This window comes from Sinorhizobium chiapasense (assembly GCF_045277575.1).
In the GTDB taxonomy this organism is placed as follows: domain Bacteria; phylum Pseudomonadota; class Alphaproteobacteria; order Rhizobiales; family Rhizobiaceae; genus Ensifer; species Ensifer chiapasense_A.
In genome coordinates this window covers 372,063-397,662 of record NZ_CP144205.1, presented here as the reverse complement: position 1 = coordinate 397,662, position 25,600 = coordinate 372,063, and the positions used below count along the sequence as shown (strand labels likewise).

The 25,600-nt window shown below is 61.6% G+C and carries 26 protein-coding genes and 1 tRNA gene; 9 read left to right on the top strand and 18 right to left on the bottom strand.

Annotation, left to right across the window (positions count from 1 at the left end; translation table 11 throughout):
* Positions 1-177: 177 nt before the first annotated feature.
* Positions 178-342: a DUF1328 domain-containing protein gene (locus QM996_RS01860; RefSeq protein ID WP_173515678.1), complete on the bottom strand. Its 165-nt coding sequence runs from the start codon at positions 340-342 to the stop codon at positions 178-180.
* Positions 343-568: 226 nt separating this feature from the next.
* Between QM996_RS01860 and QM996_RS01855 the strand changes: the two genes are divergently transcribed.
* Entirely contained in the window at positions 569-766 is a 198-nt protein-coding gene (locus QM996_RS01855) for a hypothetical protein (RefSeq protein ID WP_500269042.1), read from the top strand.
* A gap of 232 nt (positions 767-998) precedes the next feature.
* Here QM996_RS01855 and QM996_RS01850 read toward each other — a convergent pair whose 3' ends face one another.
* Complete coding sequence (locus tag QM996_RS01850) at positions 999-1,196, bottom strand: CsbD family protein (RefSeq protein WP_500269041.1); 198 nt, start codon at positions 1,194-1,196, stop codon at positions 999-1,001.
* Between the two features lie 50 nt (positions 1,197-1,246).
* Positions 1,247-1,570: a hypothetical protein gene (locus QM996_RS01845; RefSeq protein WP_500269040.1), complete on the bottom strand. Its 324-nt coding sequence runs from the start codon at positions 1,568-1,570 to the stop codon at positions 1,247-1,249.
* Positions 1,571-2,065: 495 nt separating this feature from the next.
* Here QM996_RS01845 and QM996_RS01840 point away from each other — a divergent pair, with 495 nt between their 5' ends.
* Positions 2,066-2,314, top strand: coding sequence for a YMGG-like glycine zipper-containing protein (locus QM996_RS01840; RefSeq protein WP_113536355.1), 249 nt, complete (start codon positions 2,066-2,068; stop codon positions 2,312-2,314).
* A gap of 51 nt (positions 2,315-2,365) precedes the next feature.
* Here QM996_RS01840 and QM996_RS01835 read toward each other — a convergent pair whose 3' ends face one another.
* Positions 2,366-2,569: a NepR family anti-sigma factor gene (locus QM996_RS01835; RefSeq protein WP_500269039.1), complete on the bottom strand. Its 204-nt coding sequence runs from the start codon at positions 2,567-2,569 to the stop codon at positions 2,366-2,368.
* 185 nt (positions 2,570-2,754) lie between these two features.
* On the opposite strand from QM996_RS01835, the gene QM996_RS01830 reads away from it, so the two are divergent.
* Entirely contained in the window at positions 2,755-3,552 is a 798-nt protein-coding gene (locus tag QM996_RS01830; protein ID WP_500269038.1) for a response regulator, read from the top strand.
* Positions 3,553-3,558: 6 nt separating this feature from the next.
* On the opposite strand, the gene QM996_RS01825 is transcribed toward QM996_RS01830, so the two are convergent.
* The 8 genes from QM996_RS01825 to QM996_RS01790 all read right to left on the bottom strand — a co-directional run bounded on the left by QM996_RS01825 (position 3,559) and on the right by QM996_RS01790 (position 11,090).
* On the bottom strand, positions 3,559-4,689 hold the full coding sequence (locus QM996_RS01825) for an AI-2E family transporter (RefSeq protein WP_500270370.1): 1,131 nt from the start codon (positions 4,687-4,689) through the stop codon (positions 3,559-3,561).
* A gap of 136 nt (positions 4,690-4,825) precedes the next feature.
* Positions 4,826-4,996 carry a hypothetical protein gene (locus tag QM996_RS01820; protein WP_500269037.1) on the bottom strand — a complete coding sequence of 57 codons (171 nt, stop codon included), beginning with the start codon at positions 4,994-4,996 and terminating at the stop codon, positions 4,826-4,828.
* A 172-nt stretch (positions 4,997-5,168) separates the two neighbouring features.
* Positions 5,169-5,516: a RidA family protein gene (locus tag QM996_RS01815; protein ID WP_060516475.1), complete on the bottom strand. Its 348-nt coding sequence runs from the start codon at positions 5,514-5,516 to the stop codon at positions 5,169-5,171.
* Positions 5,517-5,688: 172 nt separating this feature from the next.
* Positions 5,689-6,516, bottom strand: a complete 828-nt coding sequence (locus QM996_RS01810) for an ABC transporter ATP-binding protein (RefSeq protein WP_429812369.1) — start codon at positions 6,514-6,516, stop codon at positions 5,689-5,691.
* A complete protein-coding gene (locus tag QM996_RS01805; protein ID WP_500269036.1) occupies positions 6,513-7,355 on the bottom strand; it encodes an ABC transporter ATP-binding protein in 843 nt (280 codons plus the stop codon). Before QM996_RS01805 ends, QM996_RS01810 begins: the two co-directional genes overlap by 4 nt.
* Positions 7,356-7,357: 2 nt before the next feature.
* A complete protein-coding gene (locus QM996_RS01800) occupies positions 7,358-8,266 on the bottom strand; it encodes an ABC transporter permease family protein (RefSeq protein WP_500269035.1) in 909 nt (302 codons plus the stop codon).
* 10 nt (positions 8,267-8,276) lie between these two features.
* Entirely contained in the window at positions 8,277-9,281 is a 1,005-nt protein-coding gene (locus QM996_RS01795; protein ID WP_483501422.1) for an ABC transporter permease subunit, read from the bottom strand.
* 213 nt (positions 9,282-9,494) lie between these two features.
* Positions 9,495-11,090 (bottom strand): ABC transporter substrate-binding protein, encoded by a 1,596-nt coding sequence (locus QM996_RS01790; protein WP_500269034.1) that lies wholly within the window; start codon positions 11,088-11,090, stop codon positions 9,495-9,497.
* Between the two features lie 647 nt (positions 11,091-11,737).
* Between QM996_RS01790 and QM996_RS01785 the strand changes: the two genes are divergently transcribed.
* Positions 11,738-12,451, top strand: a complete 714-nt coding sequence (locus QM996_RS01785; protein ID WP_500269033.1) for a helix-turn-helix transcriptional regulator — start codon at positions 11,738-11,740, stop codon at positions 12,449-12,451.
* A gap of 73 nt (positions 12,452-12,524) precedes the next feature.
* Complete coding sequence (locus QM996_RS01780) at positions 12,525-12,914, top strand: response regulator (RefSeq protein ID WP_500269032.1); 390 nt, start codon at positions 12,525-12,527, stop codon at positions 12,912-12,914.
* Between the two features lie 94 nt (positions 12,915-13,008).
* On the opposite strand, the gene rirA is transcribed toward QM996_RS01780, so the two are convergent.
* Complete coding sequence (gene rirA, locus QM996_RS01775; protein WP_173515664.1) at positions 13,009-13,473, bottom strand: iron-responsive transcriptional regulator RirA; 465 nt, start codon at positions 13,471-13,473, stop codon at positions 13,009-13,011.
* Positions 13,474-13,687: 214 nt separating this feature from the next.
* Here rirA and QM996_RS01770 point away from each other — a divergent pair, with 214 nt between their 5' ends.
* Complete coding sequence (locus QM996_RS01770; RefSeq protein WP_500270369.1) at positions 13,688-14,707, top strand: Fe(3+) ABC transporter substrate-binding protein; 1,020 nt, start codon at positions 13,688-13,690, stop codon at positions 14,705-14,707.
* 171 nt (positions 14,708-14,878) lie between these two features.
* Here QM996_RS01770 and QM996_RS01765 read toward each other — a convergent pair whose 3' ends face one another.
* Entirely contained in the window at positions 14,879-16,375 is a 1,497-nt protein-coding gene (locus QM996_RS01765; protein ID WP_500269031.1) for a CoA-acylating methylmalonate-semialdehyde dehydrogenase, read from the bottom strand.
* Between the two features lie 127 nt (positions 16,376-16,502).
* On the opposite strand from QM996_RS01765, the gene QM996_RS01760 reads away from it, so the two are divergent.
* Positions 16,503-17,384 (top strand): LysR family transcriptional regulator, encoded by an 882-nt coding sequence (locus QM996_RS01760; RefSeq protein WP_500269030.1) that lies wholly within the window; start codon positions 16,503-16,505, stop codon positions 17,382-17,384.
* Between the two features lie 176 nt (positions 17,385-17,560).
* On the opposite strand, the gene QM996_RS01755 is transcribed toward QM996_RS01760, so the two are convergent.
* On the bottom strand, positions 17,561-18,241 hold the full coding sequence (locus tag QM996_RS01755) for a thioredoxin domain-containing protein (RefSeq protein WP_500269029.1): 681 nt from the start codon (positions 18,239-18,241) through the stop codon (positions 17,561-17,563).
* A gap of 348 nt (positions 18,242-18,589) precedes the next feature.
* Positions 18,590-20,350 (bottom strand): adenylate/guanylate cyclase domain-containing protein, encoded by a 1,761-nt coding sequence (locus tag QM996_RS01750; protein ID WP_500269028.1) that lies wholly within the window; start codon positions 20,348-20,350, stop codon positions 18,590-18,592.
* A gap of 353 nt (positions 20,351-20,703) precedes the next feature.
* Here QM996_RS01750 and QM996_RS01745 point away from each other — a divergent pair, with 353 nt between their 5' ends.
* Positions 20,704-20,904: a hypothetical protein gene (locus QM996_RS01745; RefSeq protein ID WP_500269027.1), complete on the top strand. Its 201-nt coding sequence runs from the start codon at positions 20,704-20,706 to the stop codon at positions 20,902-20,904.
* Between the two features lie 65 nt (positions 20,905-20,969).
* On the opposite strand, the gene QM996_RS01740 is transcribed toward QM996_RS01745, so the two are convergent.
* A tRNA-His gene (locus QM996_RS01740) sits at positions 20,970-21,046 on the bottom strand.
* 190 nt (positions 21,047-21,236) lie between these two features.
* Complete coding sequence (locus QM996_RS01735; RefSeq protein ID WP_173515659.1) at positions 21,237-21,686, bottom strand: phasin; 450 nt, start codon at positions 21,684-21,686, stop codon at positions 21,237-21,239.
* 229 nt (positions 21,687-21,915) lie between these two features.
* On the opposite strand from QM996_RS01735, the gene QM996_RS01730 reads away from it, so the two are divergent.
* A complete protein-coding gene (locus QM996_RS01730) occupies positions 21,916-25,533 on the top strand; it encodes a PAS domain S-box protein (RefSeq protein ID WP_500269026.1) in 3,618 nt (1,205 codons plus the stop codon).
* The last annotated feature ends 67 nt before the right edge of the window (positions 25,534-25,600 follow it).

Below are 25,600 nucleotides of genomic sequence, written 5' to 3'. Positions count from 1 at the left end.
GATCTTCAGCCAAGTTCCAGCGATTTCATGATGCTCCGTACCCTCAAGGAAAAAGCTGCGGTTTCGGCATCAATAGCCAAGCGGGCCCGTAAGGGCAAGCAGACCAAGCCGAGGGTCAGATACAGGAGGGGCGACGTTGCCGCCGCCCGTTTCGAACCCGCTCAAATTTGCGACCGCTCAGCCTCGACGCACCAGGCCCGCAACCAGCGAAATCACCAGGAAGACGAGGAAAAGGAAGAAAAGGACCTGCGCGATACCCGCGGAGGCACCCGCGATGCCGCTGAAACCAAGTACACCCGCTATGATTGCCACAACGAGAAAGACAAGTGCATAGTATAACATAGCAATTCTCCTTGCCAGGATTACTGCAGAGCAAACGCCACAACTATCACTTTGTTCCGATGGCATATGAAATGCGATCTACGAGAACCTTCATCTCCACAGAGCATTAACCGACCATTTACCGCGATAGACAAAAGAGTCCCGAATCGAGACTGTTTGTACAGGAAACGCCCGGAACCTTCGCGATACTCTGACGTTCCTCCTCCATGGAATATGCAGGGTCGAAATGAAAATGCCGGCAGCACATATCTGGAAAACGGCGGTTGAAGCGGGTCGGGAGAGAAGGGATATCCGGGACCGGAATCTCCACATCGGCAAGACGATGCGCGAACTATACGTCAATAGCAGCGAAGACCAGAGCGCAAAACTCGAACAACTTCTCAAAGAACTTCACCGGCGCGAACGGATAAAAAAGAAGAAATAGCCAAAATGCCGCAGATGAATAAGAAGCGTCCGCAGCCAACATCGGGCGTCTTGTCTTATTATATTTTCCTTTTACGTTCGCAGTTGAGCATCACTGGGAAATAATTCCCCTTGAAGTGACGCGATATACAGAACTTCCCTGTAGCCCGTCGCGATCCTTCAGATTCGCGCCTTGCGCTTCAAGTTTGGACATTCGTATCGCAAAATCGCTGCGAACTTTCGCGCGGTATGTCTCAGCGCCGAGACATCCATTCGTCGATCTGTCGTTCCGCTTCGTCGCGCGCCACCCCGTAACGGGCTTGAATGCGCCCCGCAAGCTCCTCCCGGCGACCGTCGATGACATCGAGGTCGTCGTTGGTGAGTTCGCCCCAATGCGCCTGGACCTTGCCTTTCAGTTCATGCCATTTGCCTTCAACGATATCCCAATTCATTGCTTCGCCTTTCGGTTGACAACGCCGCGGCGCGGCGCCCGGTGAATAATTCAATTGCGGCCGGTCGCATTGCTGTCGTGGCGCGCAGCGACGGCGTAGCTGCCATCGTCCACTTGCACCTTGACCTGCAGGCGACCCGAAGCGGTTACGTGCCACTCGATCGTCGCATCCTCTACAAACAAGGCCGGATCGACCTCGGCACAGGCGCCATAGGCATGATTGAAGCTCCCGGCGGTCGCCTCGATCGCGGGCGAAAGCAGTTCCCGGCATTCGTCTACGGTTTCGAAGGCTTCGATCGGCGCCGGCACCTCGCGGCAGGCATCCGTGGCCTGCATGCAACCGACCAAGACCATGATGGCAGCGATATGTTCCATGGGCATGTTCCCAACGTCAAACTTGAGAACGGCAAACGGCGATGCATGCCCTCCCGTTCCGCCGGCCGAGATCAAATTTTTGTTGGAACCTTTGCCAGCGCAATGCGTTCGCCGCGCCCGTGCCTCGCGCTTTCGATTCAGAGGAACACCACGCCGGCAGCGGTCACTGCCGCCGACAAGGAGGGCTGCGCGATACAACTGCCGCCGCAAGATGCGATGCCCGAGCGGAGGCTATGGAACAAAACGCCGCAGTCGTCGTTTTCGCAACGATAACAAGTGCTGCGACTGCGGCCGAGCGATGGAGGAGAGGCTGGGAGGCAAAGACACACCACACGGAACTCGCTCTTTGCGAGCAAGCCAAAGCTGGCCAATGACGCGGCACGGGGTGCGACAGATGCCTCATTGTCGTCATTCTGTTCGTCATCAGTCCCGGCAAATCAATTTCGAGCAACTGATTCTATGTTCAACAGAGCAACCTTCGGATAGGAACGCGTCATGAAAAAGATACTGATCGTAGCAAGCCTCATTCTCCCACTAGCCGCCTGCACGCAGACCGAGAAGGGTGCGGCAATCGGCGCAACCGGTGGCGCCATCATCGGTGGCGCAGCAACAGGCAATGTCAGAGGTGCAGCCGTCGGCGCAGCGATTGGTGGTGTCGCCGGTGCGCTCATCGGACATGCCAACGAGCCGGGCCGCTGCATCTATCGCGACCGCTACGGCCGCCGCTATGAGGCCGCCTGCTGATCGGCACGACAATGGAGAGACGGGCCAAGGCCCGTTTCTCCGCAAAGCGGGTTAGGACGCGTGTTCAGCCGCCGCCGCTTCCGCTTTTTCCAGCTTCTCAAGTAGATCGATGAAGAGGTCGGGAACCGGCTCCTGTTCCAAGGCCTGGTATAGCGCCTTCAATCGGGCGCCGATCGATCCATGGGCATCCGGCCCTTCTGCGGCCACGTCCAATTCTCTGCCCGACCCATCCCGTCTTTCGATCCCGTCATCCATGCTCTGCACCTACCGCCGCTTATCGTCTTTCCGTGTTTTCCATCCACCCGCACGGAAGACCGCTTCGGGAGCTTGCCGGATTTGCTCTAGGCTGAAAAACGTGTTCAAAACCATTCACGTATTCCGTCGGATCTCCCCTATCCTCAGAAAACAAACGAATCGTTTTGCACCTAAGGAAGTCGTTGATGTCACTTTCGACCCGGATCGCGCCACATCTGCCCTTTCTGCGCCGCTATGCCCGCGCCGTCACCGGTTCGCAGGCCGCAGGTGACGGTTATGTAGCCGCCGTTCTCGAGGCACTCATCGAAGACATCAGCCTCTTTCCGGACACGTCGAACGATCGAATCAGCCTCTACAAGCTATTCTGCTCGCAGTTCGAGAAGATTTCGATCGATCGGACGGAAAACGCCTCGCCGTTTGCCTGGGAGCAACAGGCGGCCGCCAACCTCTCGCTGATCGCGCCTGCCCCGCGCCAGGCCTTCCTGCTCGTCTCGGTCGAAGGCTTCTCGATCGCCGATGCCGCCGAGATCATGGGGCTGAGCCAAGGCGAGTTTTCAAAGCTCTTGACGGCCGCCTCGGAAGACATCTCGCGGCAGGTCGCCACCGACGTGCTGATCATCGAAGACGAGCCGCTGATCGCGCTCGACATCGAAGACATGGTAACCAGCCTCGGTCACAAGGTCACCGGCATCGCCCGCACCCATACGGAGGCGATGGATCTCTATCGCAAGACGTCTCCGAAGATGGTGCTCGCCGACATCCAGCTTGCCGATGGCAGCTCGGGTATCGATGCCGTCAACGAAATCCTCACGCAGGCGGCGGTGCCGGTGATCTTCATCACCGCCTTCCCGGAACGGCTGCTCACCGGCAAACGACCGGAACCGGCCTTCCTCGTCACAAAGCCGTTCAATCCGGACATGGTCAAGGCGCTGATCAGCCAGGCCCTGTTCTTCGATGAGCATGCGCGCTCGGCCCGGCGCTGACATCAACTAACCGGGAAGCTGTCGCTCCGACGGCTGCTCGCGCATTTCCTCTACAATCGCCATGGCGATCAGCGAAAGCGGAAGCGCCAGCATGGCGCCGACGGCGCCCCACATCCATGTCCAGAAGATGATCGCCAGGAAGACGAGGAACGGGTTGACCTCGAGGCGGTGTCCCAGGATCGCCGGCATCACCAGATTTTCCATGGCAAGATGGACGACGAAGAAGGCGGCGGCCGGAGCGACGACCAGCAGAACCGTCTCGTGGGTCATCAGGCCGCCCACCAGCAATCCTGCGGTCATGGCGGTGACGCCGAGATAGGGAATGAAACTGGAGACGAAGGCGAACAACCCCCAAAGCAGCGGCACGGCAAGCCCACCGACGAGCGCGATCAACATCGTGACGACACCGAGCGCCAGATAGACCAGGCTGGCAATCGAGAAATAGCGCGCCAATGCCTCCTCGATCGCGTTCATGATGCGAATGGTGTTCAGGCGGCTTTCCCGGCTGGTAAACGCAAGGATCAGGGCCCGGCGCAATTGCAGCCGTCCAAGCAGGAAGAAGCCGAGCGCGGCGAGGAAGATCAGGGTCTGAACCAGCGCCGGCGTCAATCCGGCGACGACGAGGCCGAGCATCGGCCCGGCATTCTTGATAACCGTGTCGGCCACCGCATCTTCGCCCGCCCCTCGGGCGAGCGCCAGCCGGCCCCATTCGAACCGCTCGATGAACGGCAGCAGGCGCTCCATGACGCTCTCCGCGAGGCGAGGCGCCTGCTGAGCGAGGTCGCTCAACGGGCCGAGCAACGTGTTGACGATCGCCGACAGGCCAAGGGCGAAGAACGCCGCCAGAAGCAGGCCCCCCATGATGGGCGGCAAGCCGAACCGCGCCAGGCTATCGGCAGCGCGCCCCAGCACGATGCCGATGACGATCGCCAGCGCAACCGGCATCAGGATCGTTTCCATGGTGTAGACCGCGGCCGAACAGGCAATCACGAAGAGACCAACAATACTCCAGGCCACGAGGATTTCGATTGCATCGCGCTTCGGCGCGGCTGAAGGCGCTGCTGTTACGACCGCGATTTCCTCGTCGATGAGGTGCTTCGACCTGTGCCGGGACGCGACCTGCCGCAACATTTCCACCATCATGCCTCGCTTTCTCTCATCCACCCGGATAGCGCCTCCCTGTGACGCGCGACGCGCAACCGCCTGCCAGGGCCCGAGGCCCTGGCGGTCCAGCACTCATCGCAGAGAAGGACAGTCGTCGCTCGGCGCTCGATCAATGATGCTCCGGCGGGAAGACGTGCAGGGTCAGCGACAGCAGGCCGAGACCCAGAATGATTATGAGCAAGGTATGGGCGACGCCTGCTGCGGTGTACGGAACGAGACCAAACCCGATCAGGATGCCTGCGATGAGAAGGACACAGACCCGTGGCAGCCAATAGAGCATAGACAGTCCTCCCAATTGAGTTGGCCTGGTTTTTGGCCGGTTTCTTGGATCGGACAGTTAACGTGCGGGCGTGTCGATTGGTTCCGCTGGCGCGCTCGTGCAACGCAACGAAAAACGCCGCCGGACCCGAGGCCCGGCGGCGCGGAAGAATGCAACGGTCGTACCGTGGGCCTTAGGCCGCGGCAGCGACGACGATAACTTCGACGAGATATTCCGGGGTCGCGAGCTTGGCTTCGCCGGTGGCGCGCGCCGGGGTATGGCCCTGCGGAGCCCAGGCGTCCCAGACCGAGTTCATCTTCGGGAAGTCGGCCATGTCGGCGAGCCAGATGGTGGCCGACAGGATACGGGTCTTGTCGGTGCCGGCGAGCGCCAGAAGACGGTCGACTTCGGCAAGCGCCTGCTTCGTCTGCGTCACGACATCGTCACCGGCATTGCCGACTTGGCCGGCGAGGTAAACGGTGTTGTTGTAGACCACGGCCTGGCTCATACGGGGGCCGGTTTCGAAACGCTTGATTTCCATGATCGTGTTCCTGAGGTTGGGCCGAACGGGTCCGTCCGGCCGAAAAACGGCTGCCCGCCGCCGAAAGGCGAGAAGTGAAGGCGGCGCGACACCTCTACACGATCGCGCCCCCGAGTCAAAGAAGCCGGACAGTGGCTGCCCGGCCTCCTTGTTTCATTTCATCGGCGAAAGTTCAGGCGGCCCGTTTCTTGGCAAGCCGGGCCTTGATGCTCGCCACATCCGCACGCGGCGTCGCGGCGAACAGGGTCTTGGTGTAGCTGTGCTTCGGATCCGCAAAGACCTCGTCGCGGCTGCCATATTCCACGGCCTCGCCGAAATACATCACCATGACGTCGTCGGCGATGTAGCGCACGACCGAAAGGTCATGGCTGATGAAGACGTAGGTCAGCTTGAACTCGTCCTGCAGGTCGGCGAGCAGGTTCAAGACCTGTGCCTGAACCGAAAGGTCGAGCGCCGACACCGGTTCGTCCAGCACCAGCAGCTTCGGGTTCAGCATCAGCGCGCGCGCAATGGCGATGCGCTGGCGCTGACCGCCCGAGAACATGTGCGGGTAGCGGTTGAAGTGCAGTTCGGTGAGGCCGACCTTCTTCAGCATCGTCATCGCCCGATCCCGACGCTCGTCGGCGGGCGTATCGGTGTTGATGACCAGCGGCTCCATCAGGATGTCACCGATCTTCTGGCGCGGATTGAGCGAGCCATAGGGGTTCTGGAAGACGATCTGCACCTTGCGGCGCATCTCGGCCGTCATGTCGCCCTTGGCGATGTCGATCTTCTTGCCCTCGATCAGCAGTTCGCCCGAGGTTGCCGGGTCGATCAGGGTGAGGATGCGGCCAAGCGTCGACTTGCCGCAACCGCTCTCGCCGACGATCGCCAGGGTCTTGCCCTGTTCGACGCTGAAGCTCACGCCCTTGAGCGCGTGAACGGTCTTCGCCTTCTTCAAGAGACCGCCGGGGATATGGTAGTCGCGCACCAGGTTGCGCGCTTCGAGAATCACGCTCATTGGGCAGCTCCCTCATCGACGAAGAGTTCGGAAATCGTCGGCAGACGATCGCCGGTTGCGTTGTCGGGCAGAGCCGCCAAGAGTGCGCGCGTGTAGTTGCTCTTCGGGTTCTCGAAGAGCGTCAGCACATCGGCTTCCTCCATCTTCCGGCCCTTGTACTGGACGACCACCCGGTCGGCGGTTTCCGCAACCACGCCCATGTTGTGCGTGATCATGATCAGGCCCATCTTGTGCTCGGCCTGCAGCTTCATCAGGAGGTCGAGGATCTGCTTCTGGATCGTCACGTCGAGCGCGGTGGTCGGCTCGTCAGCGATCAGAAGCTTCGGGTTGCAGGCGATCGCGATCGCGATCATCACGCGCTGGCACTGGCCACCCGACATCTGGTGCGGGAAGTGGTTGAGCCGCTCGGCCGGATCGGGGATGCCGACCGCCTCGAACAGTTCGATCGCCCGCTTGCGCCGGGCGGCCTTGTCGAGACCCATATGGACGCGGAGCACTTCCTCGATCTGGAAGCCGACCGTGAAGCACGGGTTGAGGCTGGCGATCGGCTCCTGGAAGATCATGGCAATGTCCTTGCCGATGATCTTGCGCCGCTCATTGGCCGACATGCCGAGCAGGTCGCGCCCGTTGAAGGCCAACTTGTCGGCCGTGACCTTCGCCGTCCACGGCAGAAGTCCCATGGCCGCCAGCATCGACACGGACTTGCCCGAGCCGGATTCGCCCACGATCGCCAGAACTTCGCCTTCGTGGACCTTCATCGACACGCCGTTGACGGCGCGGAAGGGGCCGGATGCCGTCTGGAATTCGACGACCAGGTTTTCGATTTCGAGAAGCGCCATGATCAGGACCTCTTCAGCTTGGGATCGAGCGCATCGCGCAGGCCGTCACCCATCAGGTTGATCGCCAGCACCGTGACCAGGATCGCGATGCCCGGCAGCGTGACCACCCACCAGTGGCTGCTGATGAACTCGCGTGCTTCGGCGAGCATCGTGCCCCATTCCGGTGTCGGCGGCTGGGCGCCCATGCCGAGGAAACCGAGGGCGGCAGCATCGAGGATGGCGCTCGAGAAGGAGAGCGTCGCCTGGACGATCAGCGGTGCCATGCAGTTCGGCAGGATCGTCTTGAACATCAGGCGACCATGGCCGGCACCTGCAACCTTGGCGGCAACGACATAGTCACGGGTCTTTTCGCTCATGACGGCAGCGCGCGTCAGGCGCACGAAGTGCGGCTGGAAGACGAGTGCGATGGCGATCATGGCATTGACGAGGCCCGGGCCGAGCACCGCGACGAGCACCAGGGCCAGCAGCAGCGACGGGAAGGCAAGGATGATGTCCATCACGCGCATGATGACGGTATCGACCCAGCCACGGAAGTAGCCGGCGATGACGCCGAGCGCGATGCCGCCGACGAGCGACAGCGTCGTCACGATGACGCCGACGAACAGCGAGAAGCGGGTGCCGTAGATCAGGCGGGACAGCATGTCGCGACCGACGGCGTCGGTGCCGAGCAGGTAGTCGGCGCGGCCGGCCTCCTGCCAGACGGGCGGGACCAGCACCGCATCGCGGTATTGTGCCACCGGATCATGCGGGGCGATCCACGGCGCGAAGACGGCGAGCAGAACGAGGAACAGGAAGAACACGAGGCCGATGACGGCGCCACGGTTCTCGGAGAAATAATACCAGAACTCGGCCAGTCGCGCCCGGCGGGACGGATCGGTCGAAACGGCGCTTGTTGCAGCAGCTTGAGACATGACGCCCTCCTTAGTGCCGGATACGCGGATTAATGAGACCGTAGAGCAGGTCGACGATGAGGTTGACCAGCATGATCACCGCGGCGATGACCAGGAGGCCGCCCTGGATGACGGCGTAGTCACGACGCGACACCGAATCCACCATCCACTTGCCGATGCCCGGCCAGGAGAAGATCGTTTCGGTCAGGATCGCGCCGGCGAGCATGACGCCCACCTGCAGACCGATGGTGGTAACCACCGGGATCATCGCATTGCGCAGCGCATGAACGCCGACGACACGGAAGGTCGAAAGGCCCTTGGCGCGCGCCGTGCGCACGTAATCTTCAGAGAGCACCTCGAGCATCGCCGAGCGCGTCTGACGCGCGATGACCGCAAGCGGAATGGTGCCGAGCACGATCGTCGGCAGGATCAGATGGCTGACCGCCGACTTGAAGGCACCGGCCTGACCGGACAGCAGCGAGTCGACCAGCATGAAACCCGTGACCGGCGGGAAGAAGTACATCAGCGAGATGCGGCCCGAGACCGGCGTCCACTGCAGCATGCCGGAGACCAGCATGATGAGCAGCAGGCCCCACCAGAAGATCGGCATGGAGAAACCGACGAGCGCGGTGCCCATCATCGCCTGATCGACGGCCGAACCGCGCTTGATCGCGGCAACCACGCCGGCGGGAATGCCGAGGATGACTGCAAACAGGATCGCGCAGAGCGAAAGCTCGACGGTCGCCGGGAACAGTTCGAAGAACTGGTCGATGACCGGCTTCTTGGTCACGATCGAGGTGCCGAAGTCCCCCTGGAGCACGCCCCAGAGATAATCGAGGTACTGGACCACGATCGGCCGGTCGAAACCGAGTTGATGAGAAATTTCCGCATGTCGCTCCGGCGACATGACGCGCTCGCCCGAAAGCAGCGCTACGGGATCGCCCGGAAGCAGGCGAATGAAGGAGAAGGCGATGATGGAGACCCCGATGAATGTCGGAATCAGGACAGCCAATCGCCCCATGAGAAATCGGAACATGTTAAACCCCGCGCCACGTTGCCGCGGCATTGTTTCCCGCCGCTGGCACCACTGCATGCTTCCTTAAACCCTATCGGACCCAAGCGCAAAAACATGCAGCAACACAAATGTCACAGCGCCCCTGACGCGTCGGGTGACGCGTGGCGCCGTGGTAGATGCAAAGAGGGGCGCTTGCCCTATGGCAAGCGCCCCCTCAAGGATCTGTTAACTAAATTACTCGGTGATGTCCACGCCGTCGAAGGCAAAATCGCCGAGCGGGCTCTGAACGAAGCCTTCGACATTCTTGCGCATCGGAACGACGGAGAGCGAGTGGTCGATCGTCGCCCACGGCGCTTCGCGCTTGAAGACGGCCTGCGCCTCTTCATAGAGCTTGGTGCGCTCGGCGATGTCGGAGGTTTCCTTCGCCTTCTTCACGAGCTTGTCGAATTCCTCGTTGCACCACTGCGCACGGTTGTTGCCGCCGACAGCGTTGCAGCCGAGAAGCGTGTCGAGGAAGTTGTCCGGATCGCCGTTGTCGCCGGTCCAGCCGAGGATGACGGCACCGTCACGATCCTTGGCCTTGGACTTGTCGAGATATTCGGCCCATTCGTAGGAGACGATCTCGACCTTGACGCCGACCTTGGCGAAGTCCGACTGCATCAGTTCGGCTGCACGGCGGGCGTTCAGCATGTACGGACGCGAAACCGGCATGGCCCAGAGCTTCATGGACAGGTCCTTGACGCCTGCGTCCTCGAGCATCTTCTTGGCTTTTTCCGGCTCGTAGGTGTCGTCTTCGAGCTTGTCGTTGTAGGACCACATCGTCGGCGGGATCGGGTTGACGGCCGGCTGGGCAGCACCCTGGAAGACGGCGTCGACGATCGCCTGCTTGTTGATCGCCTTGTTCAGCGCCTTGCGGACTTCAACCTTGTCGAACGGAGCCTGGGTCGTGTTGTAGGCGAGGTAGGCGACGTTGAGGCCGGCCTGTTCCATGACCTTCAGGTTCGGGTCTGCCTTCATCTTTTCAACGTCGGCGGCGTTCGGATACGGCATCAGGTGGCATTCGCCGGCCTGGAGCTTCTGGAAGCGAACCGAAGCGTCGGTGGTGATCGCAAAGACGAGGTCGTCGATCTTCTGCTTGCCACCCCAGTAATCCGGGTTCGCCTTGTAGCGGATGACGGCGTCCTGCTGGTAGGCGACGAAGGCGAACGGACCGGTGCCGAGCGGCATCTGGTTCATCTGCTCCATCTTGCCGTCAGCCTGCAGCTTGTCGGCATATTCCTTCGACAGGATCGAAGCGAAGGGCATCGCGATGTTGGCGAGGAACGGCGCTTCCTTGCGCGTCAGGGTGAACTTGACGGTCAGGTCGTCGACCTTTTCGACCGACTTGATGACTTCCGGGAAGCCCATGCCGGCTGCGTATTCCCACGAAGCGCCAGCGATGTACTTGTTCCACGGGTTGTCGGCCTTGAGCTGACGCTCATAGGAGAAGACGACGTCGTCTGCATTGAGGTCGCGGGTCGGCGTGAAGAATTCGGTCGTCTGGAACTTGACGCCCGGACGCAGCTTGAAGGTGTACTCGAGACCGTCGTCGGAGATCTTCCAGCTCTCGGCGAGGCCCGGCTCAACTTCGGTCGTGCCCTTCTTGAACTCGAGCAGGCGGTTGTAGACCGTGTGCGCAGCCGCGTCGAAGGTCGTGCCGGCGGTGTACAGGCCCGGGTCAAAACCCTCAGGCGAACCTTCCGAGCAATAGACGAACGTCTTCGACCAGGCAGAGCCGGCCATCAGCGTGGCAAGCGCCGTCGCTGCAAAGAGAGTAGTGAGCTTTTTCATGAGCTTTGCTTCCCAGATTTGTTTTTGTTCTCGTGTTTTCCTGACGCGGAACGCCGTTGCCCCCCGGTCAAGGCCGGATGGAACGACATTTGGCGTCGCATTGCAATAAGTCGCCGCATAAATTTGTCTATGCGAAAAATTCGTCCGCAGGTAGAGCCGGGATATCTGTCCACTGTTTTAGAATCGGCTGACGAATCGGTGCAGCGCGACCCTTTCGAGCCAAGGCTTCCCGCCTGCTTCCGCAGGGTTTGTCACACGCCTCGTCCGTCCCTCCACCGGGGCTACCTCACCCCGGATGCCCGCCCGTATTCTACCGCGAACGGCGGACTGGCGAAATACGTGATCATTCGTCGCACGAGGGCTCGATTCGGCCCCTACAGCTTTCCGTCAATCCCAAGATACTATGGTAGAAATCACCGACAGGATTGTGCAATAAAATGTATACAAACTCGGGGGAGACAATCGACGTGCCCAGACGTCCTTGGGAGGGACCGGCAGCCGCCTTTTACAGATCGCCGTCTTTCGGCAGGATTGCCGAGGAACGGGCATGACGCTTGCTGCCAGCAACGCCGCAGCCGATCTTAGCCGGTTGATTGCGCCGGTGCGCCGGATAGACTGCCGCGCGACGACAAGGGGATAGCCATTCCGTGGCGGCTTTGCTGGAAAATCACAGGCGGTATGACCTTCGCGACGACCTCGATAAAGCGCTGAACCGCGTCGACTTCTTCCGCATCTTCCGCACCATGGCACTCCGGTTCGGCTTCAGCCATTTCGGCATTCTCCAACTCGGCAACGAGAACGACGCGTGCATGCTGTCCAGCCGCCTGGTGCTGCATGATCTGCCGTCCGGTCTCGCCGAGGAATACGACAAGCGCCACCGCTTCGGTGACTCTCTTTTCTACAAGACGCTGCACCGGTCGGCGATTTCCTCCGTCTGGCGGACGGACGACCCTCATTGCGACGCCGGCCAGAATTTGCTCGTGCAACTCGGCTTCGAGCTGCTCCTCAGCGTGCCCGTGCATGCGGCAGCGACCGGCGCCCGCTACGCGGTGCTCTTTCTCGGCGATGGCGACGATATCGGCCGCGCCGAACATTTCGAGCTTGCCTATGACGCGGTCTCAGCCTTCGACTACTTCTATCGCGTCGCTCTCGCCAACAAGACCGGCATGGGCCTGACGCCGCGGGAAACCGAAATTCTCAAGTGGATCTCGCACGGCAAGACGGCAAGCGAGATCGCCCTCATTGTTTCCGTGTCGGAGCACACCGTGAATTCCCACACCGCAACGATCCTGAAGAAGCTCGACGTCGTCAACCGCACCCAGATGGTGGCGAAGGCGATCCGAGAACAGATCATCCAGTGACAGCCGATGCGTGGTCTTGCATGAGGCCACGCCCCACGAACAGGACGCCCGCAAATCAGCAAGGCTATGGGTCATGACGCGAAAAGCTCACATCCTGCTCGTTGACGACGATCCGACGGAAAACCTGATCCTGCGTGCGCTGATCCGCAAGGTAAGCAACATCGCGATCGAACTGCATTATTGCCAGACGATGGAAGACGCGCTGGAGTTCTTGCGCTCGGGCAAAGCGGTGTCGATGATCCTGCTGGACAACAGGCTTCACCCGCAGCTCGATTTCCGCGAGACTGTGCCGGCGCTCCGGCACCAGGGTTACATCGGGCCGATCGGAGTGATCTCGGCGTCGCTCGCCGATCCGTATTTTCAGAATCTGGAGGAGTACGGCGCGGACTTCCGCATCGACAAGGCGGAAATCGACCCGACTGCGATCGATTTCATATTGCGGGAGTATCTACCGCAGACGTGAGAGCCGGCGAACCTGCGCTACAGCGGCGCGTGCCTTATCAGACACGCAACGGTCACCGTAGCACTTTGATTTGCTGCATGTGGATCTGGGATTGTCAGGCGGCCGTCGTCTGCGGACGCTTCGTCTCTTCGAGGCCGAGCAGGAAGTTGATCTGCGGACGCGCCTTGACGAGGTCGTCGATCGTATAGCCTTGCAGCACCTCGAAGAAGGCGTTGAGCGCCTTGCGCAGTGCCGCGTTCAGGCCGCAGCTATCGACGAGCGGACAGTCGATCTCGCCCGCCTCGAAACATTCCGCCATCGCGAAGCTGTCTTCCGTCACCTTGACGACATCGAACAGGGTAATGGCCGATGCGGGCTTCGGCAGACGCACGCCACCATTGCGGCCACGAACGGTCTCGACCAAGCCGGCCTTGGTCAACGGCTGCAGAATCTTGAAGAGAAACAACTCGGAAACGCCATAGGCCCTGGCGATTTCGGGAATGCGGCTGAGCTTTTCTCCGTTCGCAGCGCAGTACATCAACATGCGAACCGCGTAGTTCGTTTGTTTCGTCAGACGCATCATTCACTCCGGCATTCGAGAGGTTCACGAGTTCATCATATAGGACGGATCGTAGTTTGGAACAATTCCAAAAACCTTGAAAAATCACTTCTTCTTGAGTGTCAGCGGTTTCCCGATTGACTGTTTGCGGCGTCGACGTCAGAAAGATGAGCGATTTTGTTAACTTAGCTCAAACAAGAAAATGGAGGAAGCGATGTCCGTTTCAAGAGCAGCGATGGGCGTTTTGTCCCTGACGGCAACCCTGCTTACGACGAGCGCCGCCTGGGCCGACGGTGAGGTCAATATCTACTCCTACCGCCAGCCCGATCTGATCAAGCCGCTGCTTGATACCTTCACCAAGGAAACCGGCATCACCACCAATGTGCTCTTCCTCGACAAGGGCCTCGTCGAGCGCATCCAGGCCGAAGGCGCCAACTCGCCGGCCGACGTGATCCTGACCGTCGACATCAGCCGCCTGACGGAAGCCAAGGACGCAGGCGTCACGCAGCCGGTCGTCAACGAGACGATCAACAAGGACATCCCGGCACATTTCCGCGATCCTGACGGCAACTGGTTCGGGCTCACTACGCGCGGCCGCGTCGTCTACGCCTCCAAGGATCGCGTCGCCCAGAACGACATCACCTATGAGGAGCTTGCCGATCCGAAGTGGAAGGGCAAGATCTGCACCCGCGACGGCCAGCACTCCTACAATATCGGCCTGTTCGCCTCGATGATCGCCCACCACGGCGAGGCCGAGACCGAGAAGTGGCTGACCGGCCTCAAGAACAATCTCGCCAAGAAGCCCGACGGCGGCGACCGCGACCAGGCCAAGGCGATCCTCGCCGGCGAATGCGACCTGGCGCTCGGCAACACCTATTACGTCGGCCTGATGATGACCAACGAACGGGAGCCGGAACAGAAGGAGTGGGCGGCCGCCATCAAGGTGCTCTTCCCGAACGCCAAGGACCGCGGCACGCACGTCAACATCTCGGGCATGGCGCTCGCCAAGAATTCTCCGAACAAGGAAAACGCGCTGAAGCTGATGGAATTCCTCTCGGAAGGCGAAGCCCAGAAGATCTACGCCGAGCAGGTGTTCGAATATCCGGTTCTGCCGGGCGCCGAACCGTCTGACGTCGTGAAGTCCTTCGGCACGATCAAGCCGGACGAACTGCCGCTCGCCGACATCGCCGCCAACCGCAAGAAGGCCTCGGAACTGGTCGACAAGGTTGGCTACAACGACGGTCCGCAGGACTGATCGCGAGTTAAGTTCGGGTTTTCAAGTTACGGACAGCGGGCCTCGGCCCGCTGTTTTCGTTTGGAGCCCCACGCCGGTAGTCCGACAGCCAGCAGCATATTTGCCACGCACCGGGATCCAACAAAAAGGGCCTCCCGAAGGAGGCCCTGAGGCGGGAGGATACGTGTCCCGTTACTTCATCGTCGGTATGACGAATTCGGCACCACCCTTGATGCCCGAGGGCCAGCGCTCGGTGACCGTCTTCGTCCTGGTCCAGAACTTGATCGAGTCCGTACCATGCTGGTTCAGGTCGCCGAAGGACGAGGACTTCCAGCCGCCGAAGGAGTGGTAGGCGAGCGGAACCGGGATCGGCACGTTGACGCCGACCATGCCGATGTTGATGCGCGAGGCGAAGTCGCGGGCAGCGTCGCCGTCACGGGTGTAGATCGCGACGCCGTTGCCGTATTCATGCTTCATCGGCAGATCGAGCGCCTCCTCGTAGTTCTTGGCGCGAACGACCGAGAGAACCGGTCCGAAGATTTCCGTCTTGTAGATGTCCATGTCGGGCGTGACATGATCGAACAGGCAGCCGCCGATGAAGTGGCCATTTTCATAACCCTGCAGCTTGAAGTCGCGGCCGTCGACCACGAGCTTCGCGCCCTGCTCGACACCGCTGTCGATCAGGTTTCTGATGCGCTGCTCGGCTTCCTTGGTGACGACCGGGCCCATGTCGGCCTTCTCGTCGGTGTAGGGGCCGATACGCAGGCTTTCGACCATCGGCGTCAGCTTCTCGATCAGGCGGTTGGCGGTTTCCTCGCCGACCGGAACGGCAACCGAGATTGCCATGCAGCGCTCGCCGGCCGAACCGTAGCCAGCGCCCATCAGGGCGTTGGCGGCCTGGTCCATGTCGGCGTCGGGCATGATGATCATGTGGTTCTTGGCGCCGCCGAAGCACTGGGCGCGCTTGCCGTTCATCGCTGCCGTGCCATAGACGTAGCGGGCGATCGGCGTCGAGCCGACGAAGGAGACGGCAGCGATATCCGGATGGGTGAGGATCGCGTCGACCGCGCCCTTGTCGCCGTTGACGACATTCAGGATGCCTGCCGGCAAGCCCGCTTCGATCATCAGTTCAGCGAGGCGGATCGGAACGGACGGGTCACGCTCGGACGGCTTCAGGATGAAGGCGTTGCCGCAGGCGATCGCCGGGGCGAACATCCACATCGGGATCATCGCCGGGAAGTTGAACGGCGTGATGCCGGCGCCAATGCCGACGGCCTGGCGGATCGAGTACATGTCGATGCCGGGGCCTGCGCCTTCGGTGAATTCGCTCTTCTGCAGGTGCGGAATGCCGATGACGAATTCACAGACTTCAAGGCCGCGGACGAGGTCGCCCTTGGCGTCCTCGATCGTCTTGCCGTGTTCGCGCGAAAGGATTTCGGCAAGCTCGTTCATATGCGCGTTCAGAAGCTCGACGAACTTCATGAAGACGCGGGCGCGGCGCTGCGGGTTGGTGGCCGCCCACTTCGGCTGCGCCGCCTTGGCGCTCTCGACCGCTGCCGCCAGTTCCGCGTCGCTGGCGAGCGCTACCGTGCCCTGCACTTCGCCGGTTGCCGGATTGAAGATGTTGCTGACGCGGCCGCTCTTGCCGGCAACGCGCTTGCCATCGATGAAATGACCGATTTCGTACATGGTGGTTCCTCCAGACCTTGATTGTGGCGGCATGATCGCACTACGATTTCAACAAATCAATTTCCTATATTCAGCAACCGTTGTGCGAAAATTAAAGTCCACGGCTGCGCACCGAGGTCTCGACACTATGAACTGGGACGATGTCAGAATGTTTCTAGCCGTCGCGCGCACCGGACAGATCCTGGCGGCGTCGAAACGGCTCGGCGTCAACCACGCCACACTCAGCCGCCGGGTGACGGCGCTCGAGGAAACGCTGAAGACGCGGCTTCTGGTGCGCCGGCCGAACGGCTGCGAACTGACGGCCGAGGGAGAGATCTTCCTGACGGCAGCCGAGCGGATGGAAACCGAGATGCTGGCGGCGCAGTCGCAGATCGGCCGGATCGATACGGCAATCGCCGGCACCGTTCGCATCGGCGCGCCCGACGGTTTCGGCGTGTCTTTCCTGGCGCCGCGCCTCGGCCGGCTGACGGCCCGCTATCCGGAACTGAAACTGCAGCTCGTGCCGGTGCCGCGTTCCTTCTCGCTGTCGCAGCGCGAGGCCGACATCGCAATCACCATCGAGCGGCCGGAACAGGGGCGTCTCGTCTCCTCGAAGCTCACCGACTACACGCTCGGCCTCTATGCTTCATCGGCCTATCTCGAAAAGCACGGTACGCCGCGCACGATCGACGACCTCAGGGAGCATCGCCGCATCGGCTATGTCGAGGACCTGATCTTCACGCCATCGCTGAACTTTTCTGCCGAGATCATGCGAAGCTGGGATGCTTCTTTCGAGATCTCCAGCGCCACCGGCCAGACGGAGGCGGTGCGCTCCAGCGCCGGCATCGGCATCCTGCACAATTACATCGCCCGCCACACGCCGGAGCTCAAACGCGTCCTGCCGGAGACGACCATCCGCCGCGCCTACTGGACCACCTATCACGAGAGCGCCCGCGACCTCGTGCGCGTCCGCACGGTGGTCGCCTTCCTGCAGGAACTGGTGACGGCGGAGCACCAGATCTTCGTCTGATACGCCTCAACGGAGACATCCGCTGACCAATCGCGCGCTACAGCGCCGCGCGTCTTCGGACGCGCAAAGGCCGCTGTAACACTTTGAAGTGCTGCATGTTTTTGTCCTTAAAGCGGATAGGATTTAAGGAAACATGCAGTAGCAACCTGGCGGCCTCGTCGAGCGAATTGTCGCTATCAATGTGCGACTTGCAAAGCGGCCGCCATCAACTCCTCGGGATTGAGCGCCTGGCACATGTTTTGACCCTGGTCCTCAACTTCCGTAAAGCTCCAGCGCACCACACCTTCACGATCGAGCAGAAAATGGCCGACAAGCTGCATATGGCCGGGTGTCCTCACCTGCTGATCGGCGTCTGTGATTTCGTACCTGTCCTTTTCGCTCAGGAGGTCGCCGGCCGTCGCCGGATCCATCGGTTCGGGCAATTCCCCCGGCAGATCGACCCGCATCGTCTTGACGAGATCCATCCCGACCCTGTGTGGCCAGTCGGTCTCATCCTCCGTGAACTCGAGGAGGGGTAAGCCGAAGGCGCGGTGTGACGTCCGCTCCGGGTCGGATGCAGCAAGAAGGCCGGGTATCGGATGATAGCGAAAATAGAGCCGCGCGCGTTCGACCGGGGTGTTCACCACCGCCAGAGAATCCACGCCTTTTTCGCGCAGGGCCGGGTTGAACTGCGCCATCGCCGCGACATGGCGCCGGCAGAAGGGACACAGCAGCCCCCGATACAACCCGACCAACAACGGACGACGGCCGCGAAAATCATCGAGCGCGATCTTGCCCTCGCGTGAGATCGCATCCAGCACAAAGTTCGGAGCCTGGTCGCCCAATCGTAACGGATGGTCCAGATATTGTGGAGACATGGTCAACCTCCTCGCCCGAAGGACCAATAAAAAGAGGCAGCACGGCAAGCGCTTCGATGTTGAGCTCGGCGCAAACGCCGTGCTCCAGCGCAAAATGCACTCGGCCCCCGTCATGGTGCGGGGGTCGAGATCAAGCGTCGCACGGTCCGACCTCTCGTCTTAGCGCATAGCCATGATCAACCTGAGAATGGCCCCACATTGGCTCGCGAGCAAGCAGCAAAAGGGCGGATCATGATCCGTGCACGGGACGCTGCGCCAGCGAGGCGCATCGCCTTCCCTGCACGCGTCTTCCTCTCTAGAAGCGATGGACCAGAGCGTCTCAGAATGCAGGTTGTCCCCGCGTCGCATCTAAAGGGAAATTCCGGCTTCCCGTAGTCCATCCACCAGCCGGCCCAGAACGCCCGGATCCTTGTAGGGCATGGCACGCTTGAAGTGATCTATCGAGAAATTCGGATTGACCTCGAACACCTCATGCCAATAACGCCGCGCCTCCTCGTGGCGCCCGGTGCGGCCATAGAGACAGGCGAGATAGAAACGCGTCATGTCCGAGCGTGGAGCCAGCGCCAGCCGACGCTTGAAGGCGATCTCGGCCTCGTCGAAACGGCCGAGATTGAGCAGGGTCCGCCCGAGGAAGTGCAGCGAAAGGTCGAATTGCGGATCGAGCCGGTGGGCCCGCGTGTAATAGGGCAGCGCGTCCTCGAACCGGCTCTGGAAATCCCGGATCGAGCCGAGAGCCGTGTGACCGCTGGCGGAATTGGGGTCGAGCTTGAGCATGCGCTGCGCCGCGACTTCCGCCTCGTCGTAACGCCGTGCCCAGCAGAGCGCGAGCGACAGGGCATGATGGCCATGCGCCTCGTTCTCGTCGATGTCGACAGCCTTCTCGGCGAGCTCGAGGGCGCGCGAAACATTGTCGAACGTCCCGCCATTCCACCGGTTGATGTAGTCGGTCAAGGCGACGATCGAGAGCGACGCATAGGCAGCCGCAACGCCGGGATCGATGGCGATGGCGCGTTCGAGCATGCTGCGCGCCTCGGCGGAAGATTGTACGTCGAACCGCAGGATGGCCTGGCGGGATCGGACGAGCAGGTCATAGGCTTCCGGATCGACCTTGTTGCGACTCTCGCGCCGCTCCTCTTCACCGGCCGTCAGCTTCACCTTGAGCGCGGTGACGATGGTGCGGGTCACTTCGTCCTGAACCTCGAAGATGTCTTCAATTCCACGGTCGTAGCGTTCGGCCCAGAGATGACCGCCTGTCGTTCCGTCGATCATCTGGGCGTTGATCCGGATCCGATTGGCGGCACGGCGAACGCTGCCTTCAAGCACGTAGCGAACGCCGAGATCGCGGCTGACCTGGCGGATATCCGGCGACTTGCCCTTATAGGCGAAGGAGGAATTGCGGGCGATGACGAAGAGGCCTGAAACCTTGGAAAGGTCGGTGATGATGTCCTCGGTGATGCCGTCGGCGAAATAGCCCTGTTCCGGGTCGCCGGACATGTTGTCGAACGGCAGCACGGCGATCGATGGCCGGCTCGGGAGCTGCGGCGGCGCTTCGGGTACAACCTTCACCGGCGCGTCATATTCGTCCGGCGACCAGCTCCAGATGTGCACGGGGCGTTCGATGTTCTTGACCTCGTGGGGGCCGCTGTCGACGAAATCGAGGTCGATGCGGCCATACACATATTCGTGCACCCCGTCCGAGATCGCCACGCCGCCCGGTTTGGCGAGCGCTTCTATCCGGGCCGCCACGTTGACGCCATCGCCATAGAGATCGCTGTCGGCGACCATGATATCGCCCATGTTGACTCCGACGCGCAGCACAATTGCCTGATCCGCCGGTACGTCCCGGTTTGCCGCCGTCATCGCCCGCTGAAGTGCTGCGGCGCATTCGACGGCATTGACGGCGCTGGAGAATTCGACGAGCACACCATCGCCCGTCGTCTTGAAGACTCGACCCTGATGGGTGGCGACAAGCGGCTCCAGAACCTCTTTCCAGCGCGCCATGAGCTGCGTGTAGGTGTTTTTCTCGTCGCGCTCCATCAGCCGGCTGTAACCGACGACGTCAGCAGCCAGGATCGCAGCGAGTCTGCGCGTGATGGATTCGTTGGCCATGGATTGCAGCGCCTTCCGAGAATCCGTTGTCGAAATTTTACCGACGGATGGCGCCAATGTCTATTCGGACGGAAGGCGTCCGCGGCCGCTTATTTCAGCCAGAAGAGGACCGTCGCCCTTCGCCCCGTAGGCGACAGGCATTCGCGCAACCGGAACAGCTTCATCTCCGCCTGACTGCGGTAGCGTCACCGATCAACCCGTTTTGGGTATCGCGTCGCAGGAACAGAGCGCCGTCTCCCAGCGTTTCTGCTCAATGGGAGACTCCCATGCGATGGTTCAGGGCGATCGCCCACGAACCAACGGGATCGCGCGGAAGCGATTCGTACGTGGAGTTGAGCAAGGAGGATGGAACGATGCTTGTCGCTGTTACGGGCAGGCCAATCCTGCCGGGTGAATTCATCAAGATCGACGACGTCTTCAACGATGCGATACGGGAAAGAAATCTCCCGCGCCGCTCACCCGAGGCCATTGCACTGGCCGCCCGGCTGATCGAGCTCTATCAGAATGGCGTTGATGACGTGACGGCGTTGAGAGCGATGGCCAAGCTGTTCTGAGAGCGCGAGATGTTTGCGCCGGCGGCTCGACAAAATGCTTCAAAATCAGTGAGATAAGGAAGAAATGGTACGGTTGAGTGGGGTCGAACCACTGACCTCAGGTGCCACAAACCTGCGCTCTAACCAACTGAGCTACAACCGCACGGCTGGCGACGTCGTGTCGCTTGGCGGCTCACATACGGAGACTTCCGTCGATTTGCAAGCCTTAACTTGAGATTATCCTGCAAAAAGACCGGATGGCAACCCATCCGGTCTTTTTGAATTTCGGCGCACCCGCAGATCCAGGGCAACAGCGGCCTGTCGCCACCGGTGAGACCGCGCAATCGGTCGGCTTAGGCCTTCTTGAAGGAGGACATTGCCTTTTCGGCAGCTTCCTTGCCCGGCTTTGCGACGTTCTCGGCAACCTTCTTGGTCGCTTCCTGCATGGTCTTCGCCTGCTCGACGGCGAGTTCGGCCTGCTTGCGGATGAAGCTCGTCTGCAGTTCGACGAGTTCGGAGAGCGACTTCACGCCGAGCAGCGCTTCCATGTGCGAAAGCGAGTTTTCGGCATTGGTGCGCAGCGCATCGATCGCCTTGAGGCCGAGTTCGACGGTGCCGGTCTGAGCGCTTTCAAGCGTGGCTTCGACGGTCTTCGTCGCCTCTTCGGCGGCCGTCTTCATCTTGGCATAGGCTTCCTTCGACTGGGCGGCACCCTTTTCCGCGAAATCGCGGAAGCTGTCGGTGAACTTCGCCGGGTCGAACGAGGAAAGGGAAAATACGTCGTCGGTCTTCTTGGTAGCCATGAAAGCGCTCCTTGGTGTCAGGCCCTCTTTTGAGGCGCCGTTGCTTGATGCGCACTATATAATCGATCTCCTTGTGCATTGCAATAAAATTGTGCAGCGCACAAAATCCGAGGCATTAACCTTTCGCGGTGAAAGCCGGGACGAAGCTCCGGGCTTCGCTGGACCCTCGCGGGCGGGCCGGGTATTAATAGAGTGTTAACCCGTAAGCGATCCGTCAATAGGCCAGTCCATGCCCGCGAGACAGTATCCTTTCATCGACATCGCCGTGCATGCGCGGGTGCGAGAGCATTTCGCCCGCGGCGATGCGGCGATCCTGTTTTCGCGGGATTTCGAACGCATCCTCTGGGCAAACGACCAGGGCGCCGCGTTCTTCGGCGCCGGATCGATCTATGACTTCATCGATGCGGGGCCGGACCAGAACGATCTTTCGCTGCGCCAGCTGCGCGCCGCGGCCGCGCAGCTCGTGCGCGTCGGTGATCGCCGCCAGCTTTCGATCCGGAAGTTCTCGGGCTTCCGCGGTACGCCGCTCAATGTCGCCGTCGAGATGATCCGCGTCCGTCCGGACGAGGATGCCGTGCTCTTTACCGCGCCGCATGCGGGCGCGCCGCTTTCGATCGAGGATCGGGCCGCCCGAATGATCGCCGGCCTGGACGGCCCCGATACCCACATGGCGGTGCTTGATGGTGAGGGCGCCATTGTCGCGCACTCCCCGGGTTTTCCCGGCCTCGGCATGTCGGACGAGACGCGCAGGCAACTCGTCGTCGCCGTTTCGCGCGATCACGACTGGCTGATCAAACGCCCGGTCGCCACCCGGAAGGGGCATTTGCCGGCAGCCGTCGGCAAGATTGCCGATGATCCATCGCTGCATCTGCTCTTTGCCGTCGAGACCATCCTCGGCACCCTCGACCCCGAGGACATTTCGCCCGCAGCCGAGCAGGCGCCCGTGCTACCCCTAGTCCAGGATCAGGATCCAGGCGCAAGCGAGATTGCATCCGACGTCGAACCCGCAACCGAAGAAATGGGCGACGAACCGGCTGCAAGCCTGGCGCCTGTCGAGCCGTTGGAACCGGCCTACGAACCCGGGATATCCGACGTTGACCCGCAGGCCGACAACGGTGCCGAGGTCACGGACGAAGCGGGCACATTAGCGGACGAGGTCATCGAACCGGAGCCGTCCAGCACCGCCGACGAAGCTGAAGCTGCACAGCCTGGGGACGAAGGCGACGCTGAGGAACGCAGCGTCGAGACCCTCGAAATCGCTGCCGACGGAGCTGAGGAACGCCGCGCCGAAAACGAAACGGGCGAAATCGGCGAGGCGGAAATCGCTTCTGCGGAGCAGGCGGACTTCGTCTTCACGCCTGGCGGCCGTGCGGTGCGTTTCGTCTGGAAAATCGATGCCGAGGGCCGCTTCAGCGAAATTTCCGAGGAATTCGCGACCGCGGTCGGACCGCGCGCGGCCGATGTGATCGGCACGAGCTTCACCGACGTTGCGGCACGCTACGATCTCGATCGCGACCACAAGATCAGCACGCTGCTGCAGCGCCGCGACACCTGGTCCGGCAAGACGATCTTCTGGCCCGTTCAGGGCACGAGCCTCAAGGTTCCGGTCGATCTGGCCGCTTTGCCCACCTATTCCCGCTCGCGCGAATTCGACGGCTTCCGCGGTTTCGGTATCGTACGCCTTGCCGATGCCGTCGAGGACGAGAACGCCAACGGCCTGGCGCTCGGCCCCGAGGCAAAGGTGGACGAGCCCCTGGCCCCATCTCTGCCGGAAGAGACCGGGAGCGAAGGTCCAACCGGCGAGATCGAGGCCGAAAGCCAGCTTGCGGCAGAGCCTGCCACGGATGAAGGCGGCGCTGCCGAACCCTCAGACCTGCCGCTTTTTTCGGTCGCGCCGGAAGCAGAGGATCTTCCGCCTGAAGAAGAAAGCCTCATTGACGAGCCTGCGTCTCCCCCGGGTCATTCTCAAAGCGGGCGTCCGGCGTTGCGTGTCGTGGAGACACCGGCCCCCCGGACCTCCGACAAGATCGTCGAACTCGAGCCGCACCGTGCGGCGAACGGGCTGACGCGCGGCGAACAGGCGGCCTTTCGCGAGATCGCCCGCCAATTGGGCGAGAATTTCGGCAAGCCGGCCGAAGAGGCAGAAGCGGCGCCGGAAAACGGCGAAACAGTCAGCGCGACAACGGCTGAGCCCCTGCCCCGGAGCGAGGACGACAGCACGGCTTCAAAGCAGCCATCAGGCGAGCCGGAGATCGAAGACGCTGCACCCGTCGAGGCAGACGGAAGCGAAACTGCGCTCGACACGGAGACACGCGACGACGCAGCCGGCGAAATCGAAGTCCAGCAGCAGGCGGCCGATATCGGTCTCAGCGGCGAGATCCTCGACAGTCTGCCGATCGGCATGCTTGTCCATCGCGGCGACCAATTGCTGCATGCCAATCCGGAGTTCCTGCGGCTCACCGCCTATGACGACCTCGACGCGTTCGCGCAGGAAGGCGGCATAGACGCACTCTTCGCCAATGGCGAAGAGGCAATCGACGGCGAGCCCGACGGCACCTTGACGCTGATCCGCAAGGACGGCCAATTGCGGCCGGTCACCGCCCGCCTGCACTCGATCCGCTGGGACGGCAAAGGCGCCCTGATGCTGGCACTGACACCGGCGAGCGTGCCAAGCGCCGAACCGGCCAAGCTTGAAGAGGCAATCGCAGGCGGCGAACAGATCGAGAGCCTGAAGACGGAAATCGACGAGCTCAAGTCCATTCTGGAAACAGCCACCGATGGCGTGGTCGTTCTCGGCCATGACGGCGATATCCGCTCTGTGAACCGTTCGGCCAGCGCCCTCTTCAACTATGACGAAGGCGAGATCCGCGGCAAACCCTTCGCGGCGCTTTTCGCCCATGAGAGCCAGAAGGCGGTCATCGACTATCTGCACGGTCTCTCCGGCCATGGCGTGGCGAGCGTGCTGAACGACGGTCGCGAGGTGATCGGGCGGGAGGCCAATGGCGGCTTCATCCCGCTGTTCATGACCATCGGGAGGCTTTCGGCTTCCAATGGCTTCTGCGCCGTGATCCGCGACATCACGCAATGGAAGCGGACGGAAGAAGAGCTCCGGAACGCCAAGCGCGCGGCGGAAACGGCAAACGCGCACAAGACCGAGTTCCTTGCCCGCGTCAGCCACGAGATCCGCACGCCGCTCAACGCGATCATCGGCTTCTCCGACATGATGGCGAGTGAGCATTTCGGCCCGGTCGGCCACCCGCGCTATATCGAATATGCCGGCGATATCGGCCGGTCGGGCCGCCACGTGCTCGATATCGTCAACGATCTGCTGGATATCTCGAAGATCGAAGCCGGAGAGATGGAACTCGACTTCGGCGCCGTCGAGATCAACGAGGCGGTTTCCGAGGCGGTGTCTCTCGTCCAGCCCCAGGCCAACAGCCAGCGCGTCATCATCCGCACCTCGCTTTCGGCGGCCGTGCCGAACGTCGTCGCCGACGGCCGCTCGATCAAGCAGATCGCGCTCAACATCCTGGCGAATGCCATCCGCTTCACGCCCTCGGGCGGTCAGATCGTCGTATCGACCTCCTACGAGGCGAATGGCAGCGTCATCCTCAGGATCCGCGATACCGGCGTCGGCATGACGCGCAGCGAGCTGGACCAGGCGATGAAGCCTTTCCGGCAGGTGACGACGGGCGGACGCAAGCGCGGCGACGGCACCGGGCTCGGCCTGCCGCTGACGAAGGCCATGGCGGAAGCGAACCGGGCGCACTTCTCGATCACCTCCGCGCCGAACGAAGGCACGCTGGTGGAAATCTCCTTCCCGTCACAACGCGTCTTGGCGAACTGAGACCGGATGTTATAAGGAAATGTTGACTTGCGGCGGCCAGTTTGCTGGGCGCCGGTTAGCTATTCCT

Coding starts and splice junctions, on each gene's coding strand:
- QM996_RS01860 (WP_173515678.1), bottom strand. CDS start 342: ATGTTATACTATGCACTTGTCTTTCTCGTTGTGGCAATCATAGCGGGT.
- QM996_RS01855 (WP_500269042.1), top strand. CDS start 569: ATGAAAATGCCGGCAGCACATATCTGGAAAACGGCGGTTGAAGCGGGT.
- QM996_RS01850 (WP_500269041.1), bottom strand. CDS start 1,196: ATGAATTGGGATATCGTTGAAGGCAAATGGCATGAACTGAAAGGCAAG.
- QM996_RS01845 (WP_500269040.1), bottom strand. CDS start 1,570: ATGGAACATATCGCTGCCATCATGGTCTTGGTCGGTTGCATGCAGGCC.
- QM996_RS01840 (WP_113536355.1), top strand. CDS start 2,066: ATGAAAAAGATACTGATCGTAGCAAGCCTCATTCTCCCACTAGCCGCC.
- QM996_RS01835 (WP_500269039.1), bottom strand. CDS start 2,569: ATGGATGACGGGATCGAAAGACGGGATGGGTCGGGCAGAGAATTGGAC.
- QM996_RS01830 (WP_500269038.1), top strand. CDS start 2,755: ATGTCACTTTCGACCCGGATCGCGCCACATCTGCCCTTTCTGCGCCGC.
- QM996_RS01820 (WP_500269037.1), bottom strand. CDS start 4,996: ATGCTCTATTGGCTGCCACGGGTCTGTGTCCTTCTCATCGCAGGCATC.
- QM996_RS01815 (WP_060516475.1), bottom strand. CDS start 5,516: ATGGAAATCAAGCGTTTCGAAACCGGCCCCCGTATGAGCCAGGCCGTG.
- QM996_RS01810 (WP_429812369.1), bottom strand. CDS start 6,516: ATGAGCGTGATTCTCGAAGCGCGCAACCTGGTGCGCGACTACCATATC.
- QM996_RS01805 (WP_500269036.1), bottom strand. CDS start 7,355: ATGGCGCTTCTCGAAATCGAAAACCTGGTCGTCGAATTCCAGACGGCA.
- QM996_RS01800 (WP_500269035.1), bottom strand. CDS start 8,266: ATGTCTCAAGCTGCTGCAACAAGCGCCGTTTCGACCGATCCGTCCCGC.
- QM996_RS01795 (WP_483501422.1), bottom strand. CDS start 9,281: ATGTTCCGATTTCTCATGGGGCGATTGGCTGTCCTGATTCCGACATTC.
- QM996_RS01790 (WP_500269034.1), bottom strand. CDS start 11,090: ATGAAAAAGCTCACTACTCTCTTTGCAGCGACGGCGCTTGCCACGCTG.
- QM996_RS01780 (WP_500269032.1), top strand. CDS start 12,525: ATGACGCGAAAAGCTCACATCCTGCTCGTTGACGACGATCCGACGGAA.
- rirA (WP_173515664.1), bottom strand. CDS start 13,473: ATGCGTCTGACGAAACAAACGAACTACGCGGTTCGCATGTTGATGTAC.
- QM996_RS01770 (WP_500270369.1), top strand. CDS start 13,688: ATGGGCGTTTTGTCCCTGACGGCAACCCTGCTTACGACGAGCGCCGCC.
- QM996_RS01765 (WP_500269031.1), bottom strand. CDS start 16,375: ATGTACGAAATCGGTCATTTCATCGATGGCAAGCGCGTTGCCGGCAAG.
- QM996_RS01760 (WP_500269030.1), top strand. CDS start 16,503: ATGAACTGGGACGATGTCAGAATGTTTCTAGCCGTCGCGCGCACCGGA.
- QM996_RS01755 (WP_500269029.1), bottom strand. CDS start 18,241: ATGTCTCCACAATATCTGGACCATCCGTTACGATTGGGCGACCAGGCT.
- QM996_RS01750 (WP_500269028.1), bottom strand. CDS start 20,350: ATGGCCAACGAATCCATCACGCGCAGACTCGCTGCGATCCTGGCTGCT.
- QM996_RS01745 (WP_500269027.1), top strand. CDS start 20,704: ATGCTTGTCGCTGTTACGGGCAGGCCAATCCTGCCGGGTGAATTCATC.
- QM996_RS01735 (WP_173515659.1), bottom strand. CDS start 21,686: ATGGCTACCAAGAAGACCGACGACGTATTTTCCCTTTCCTCGTTCGAC.
- QM996_RS01730 (WP_500269026.1), top strand. CDS start 21,916: ATGCCCGCGAGACAGTATCCTTTCATCGACATCGCCGTGCATGCGCGG.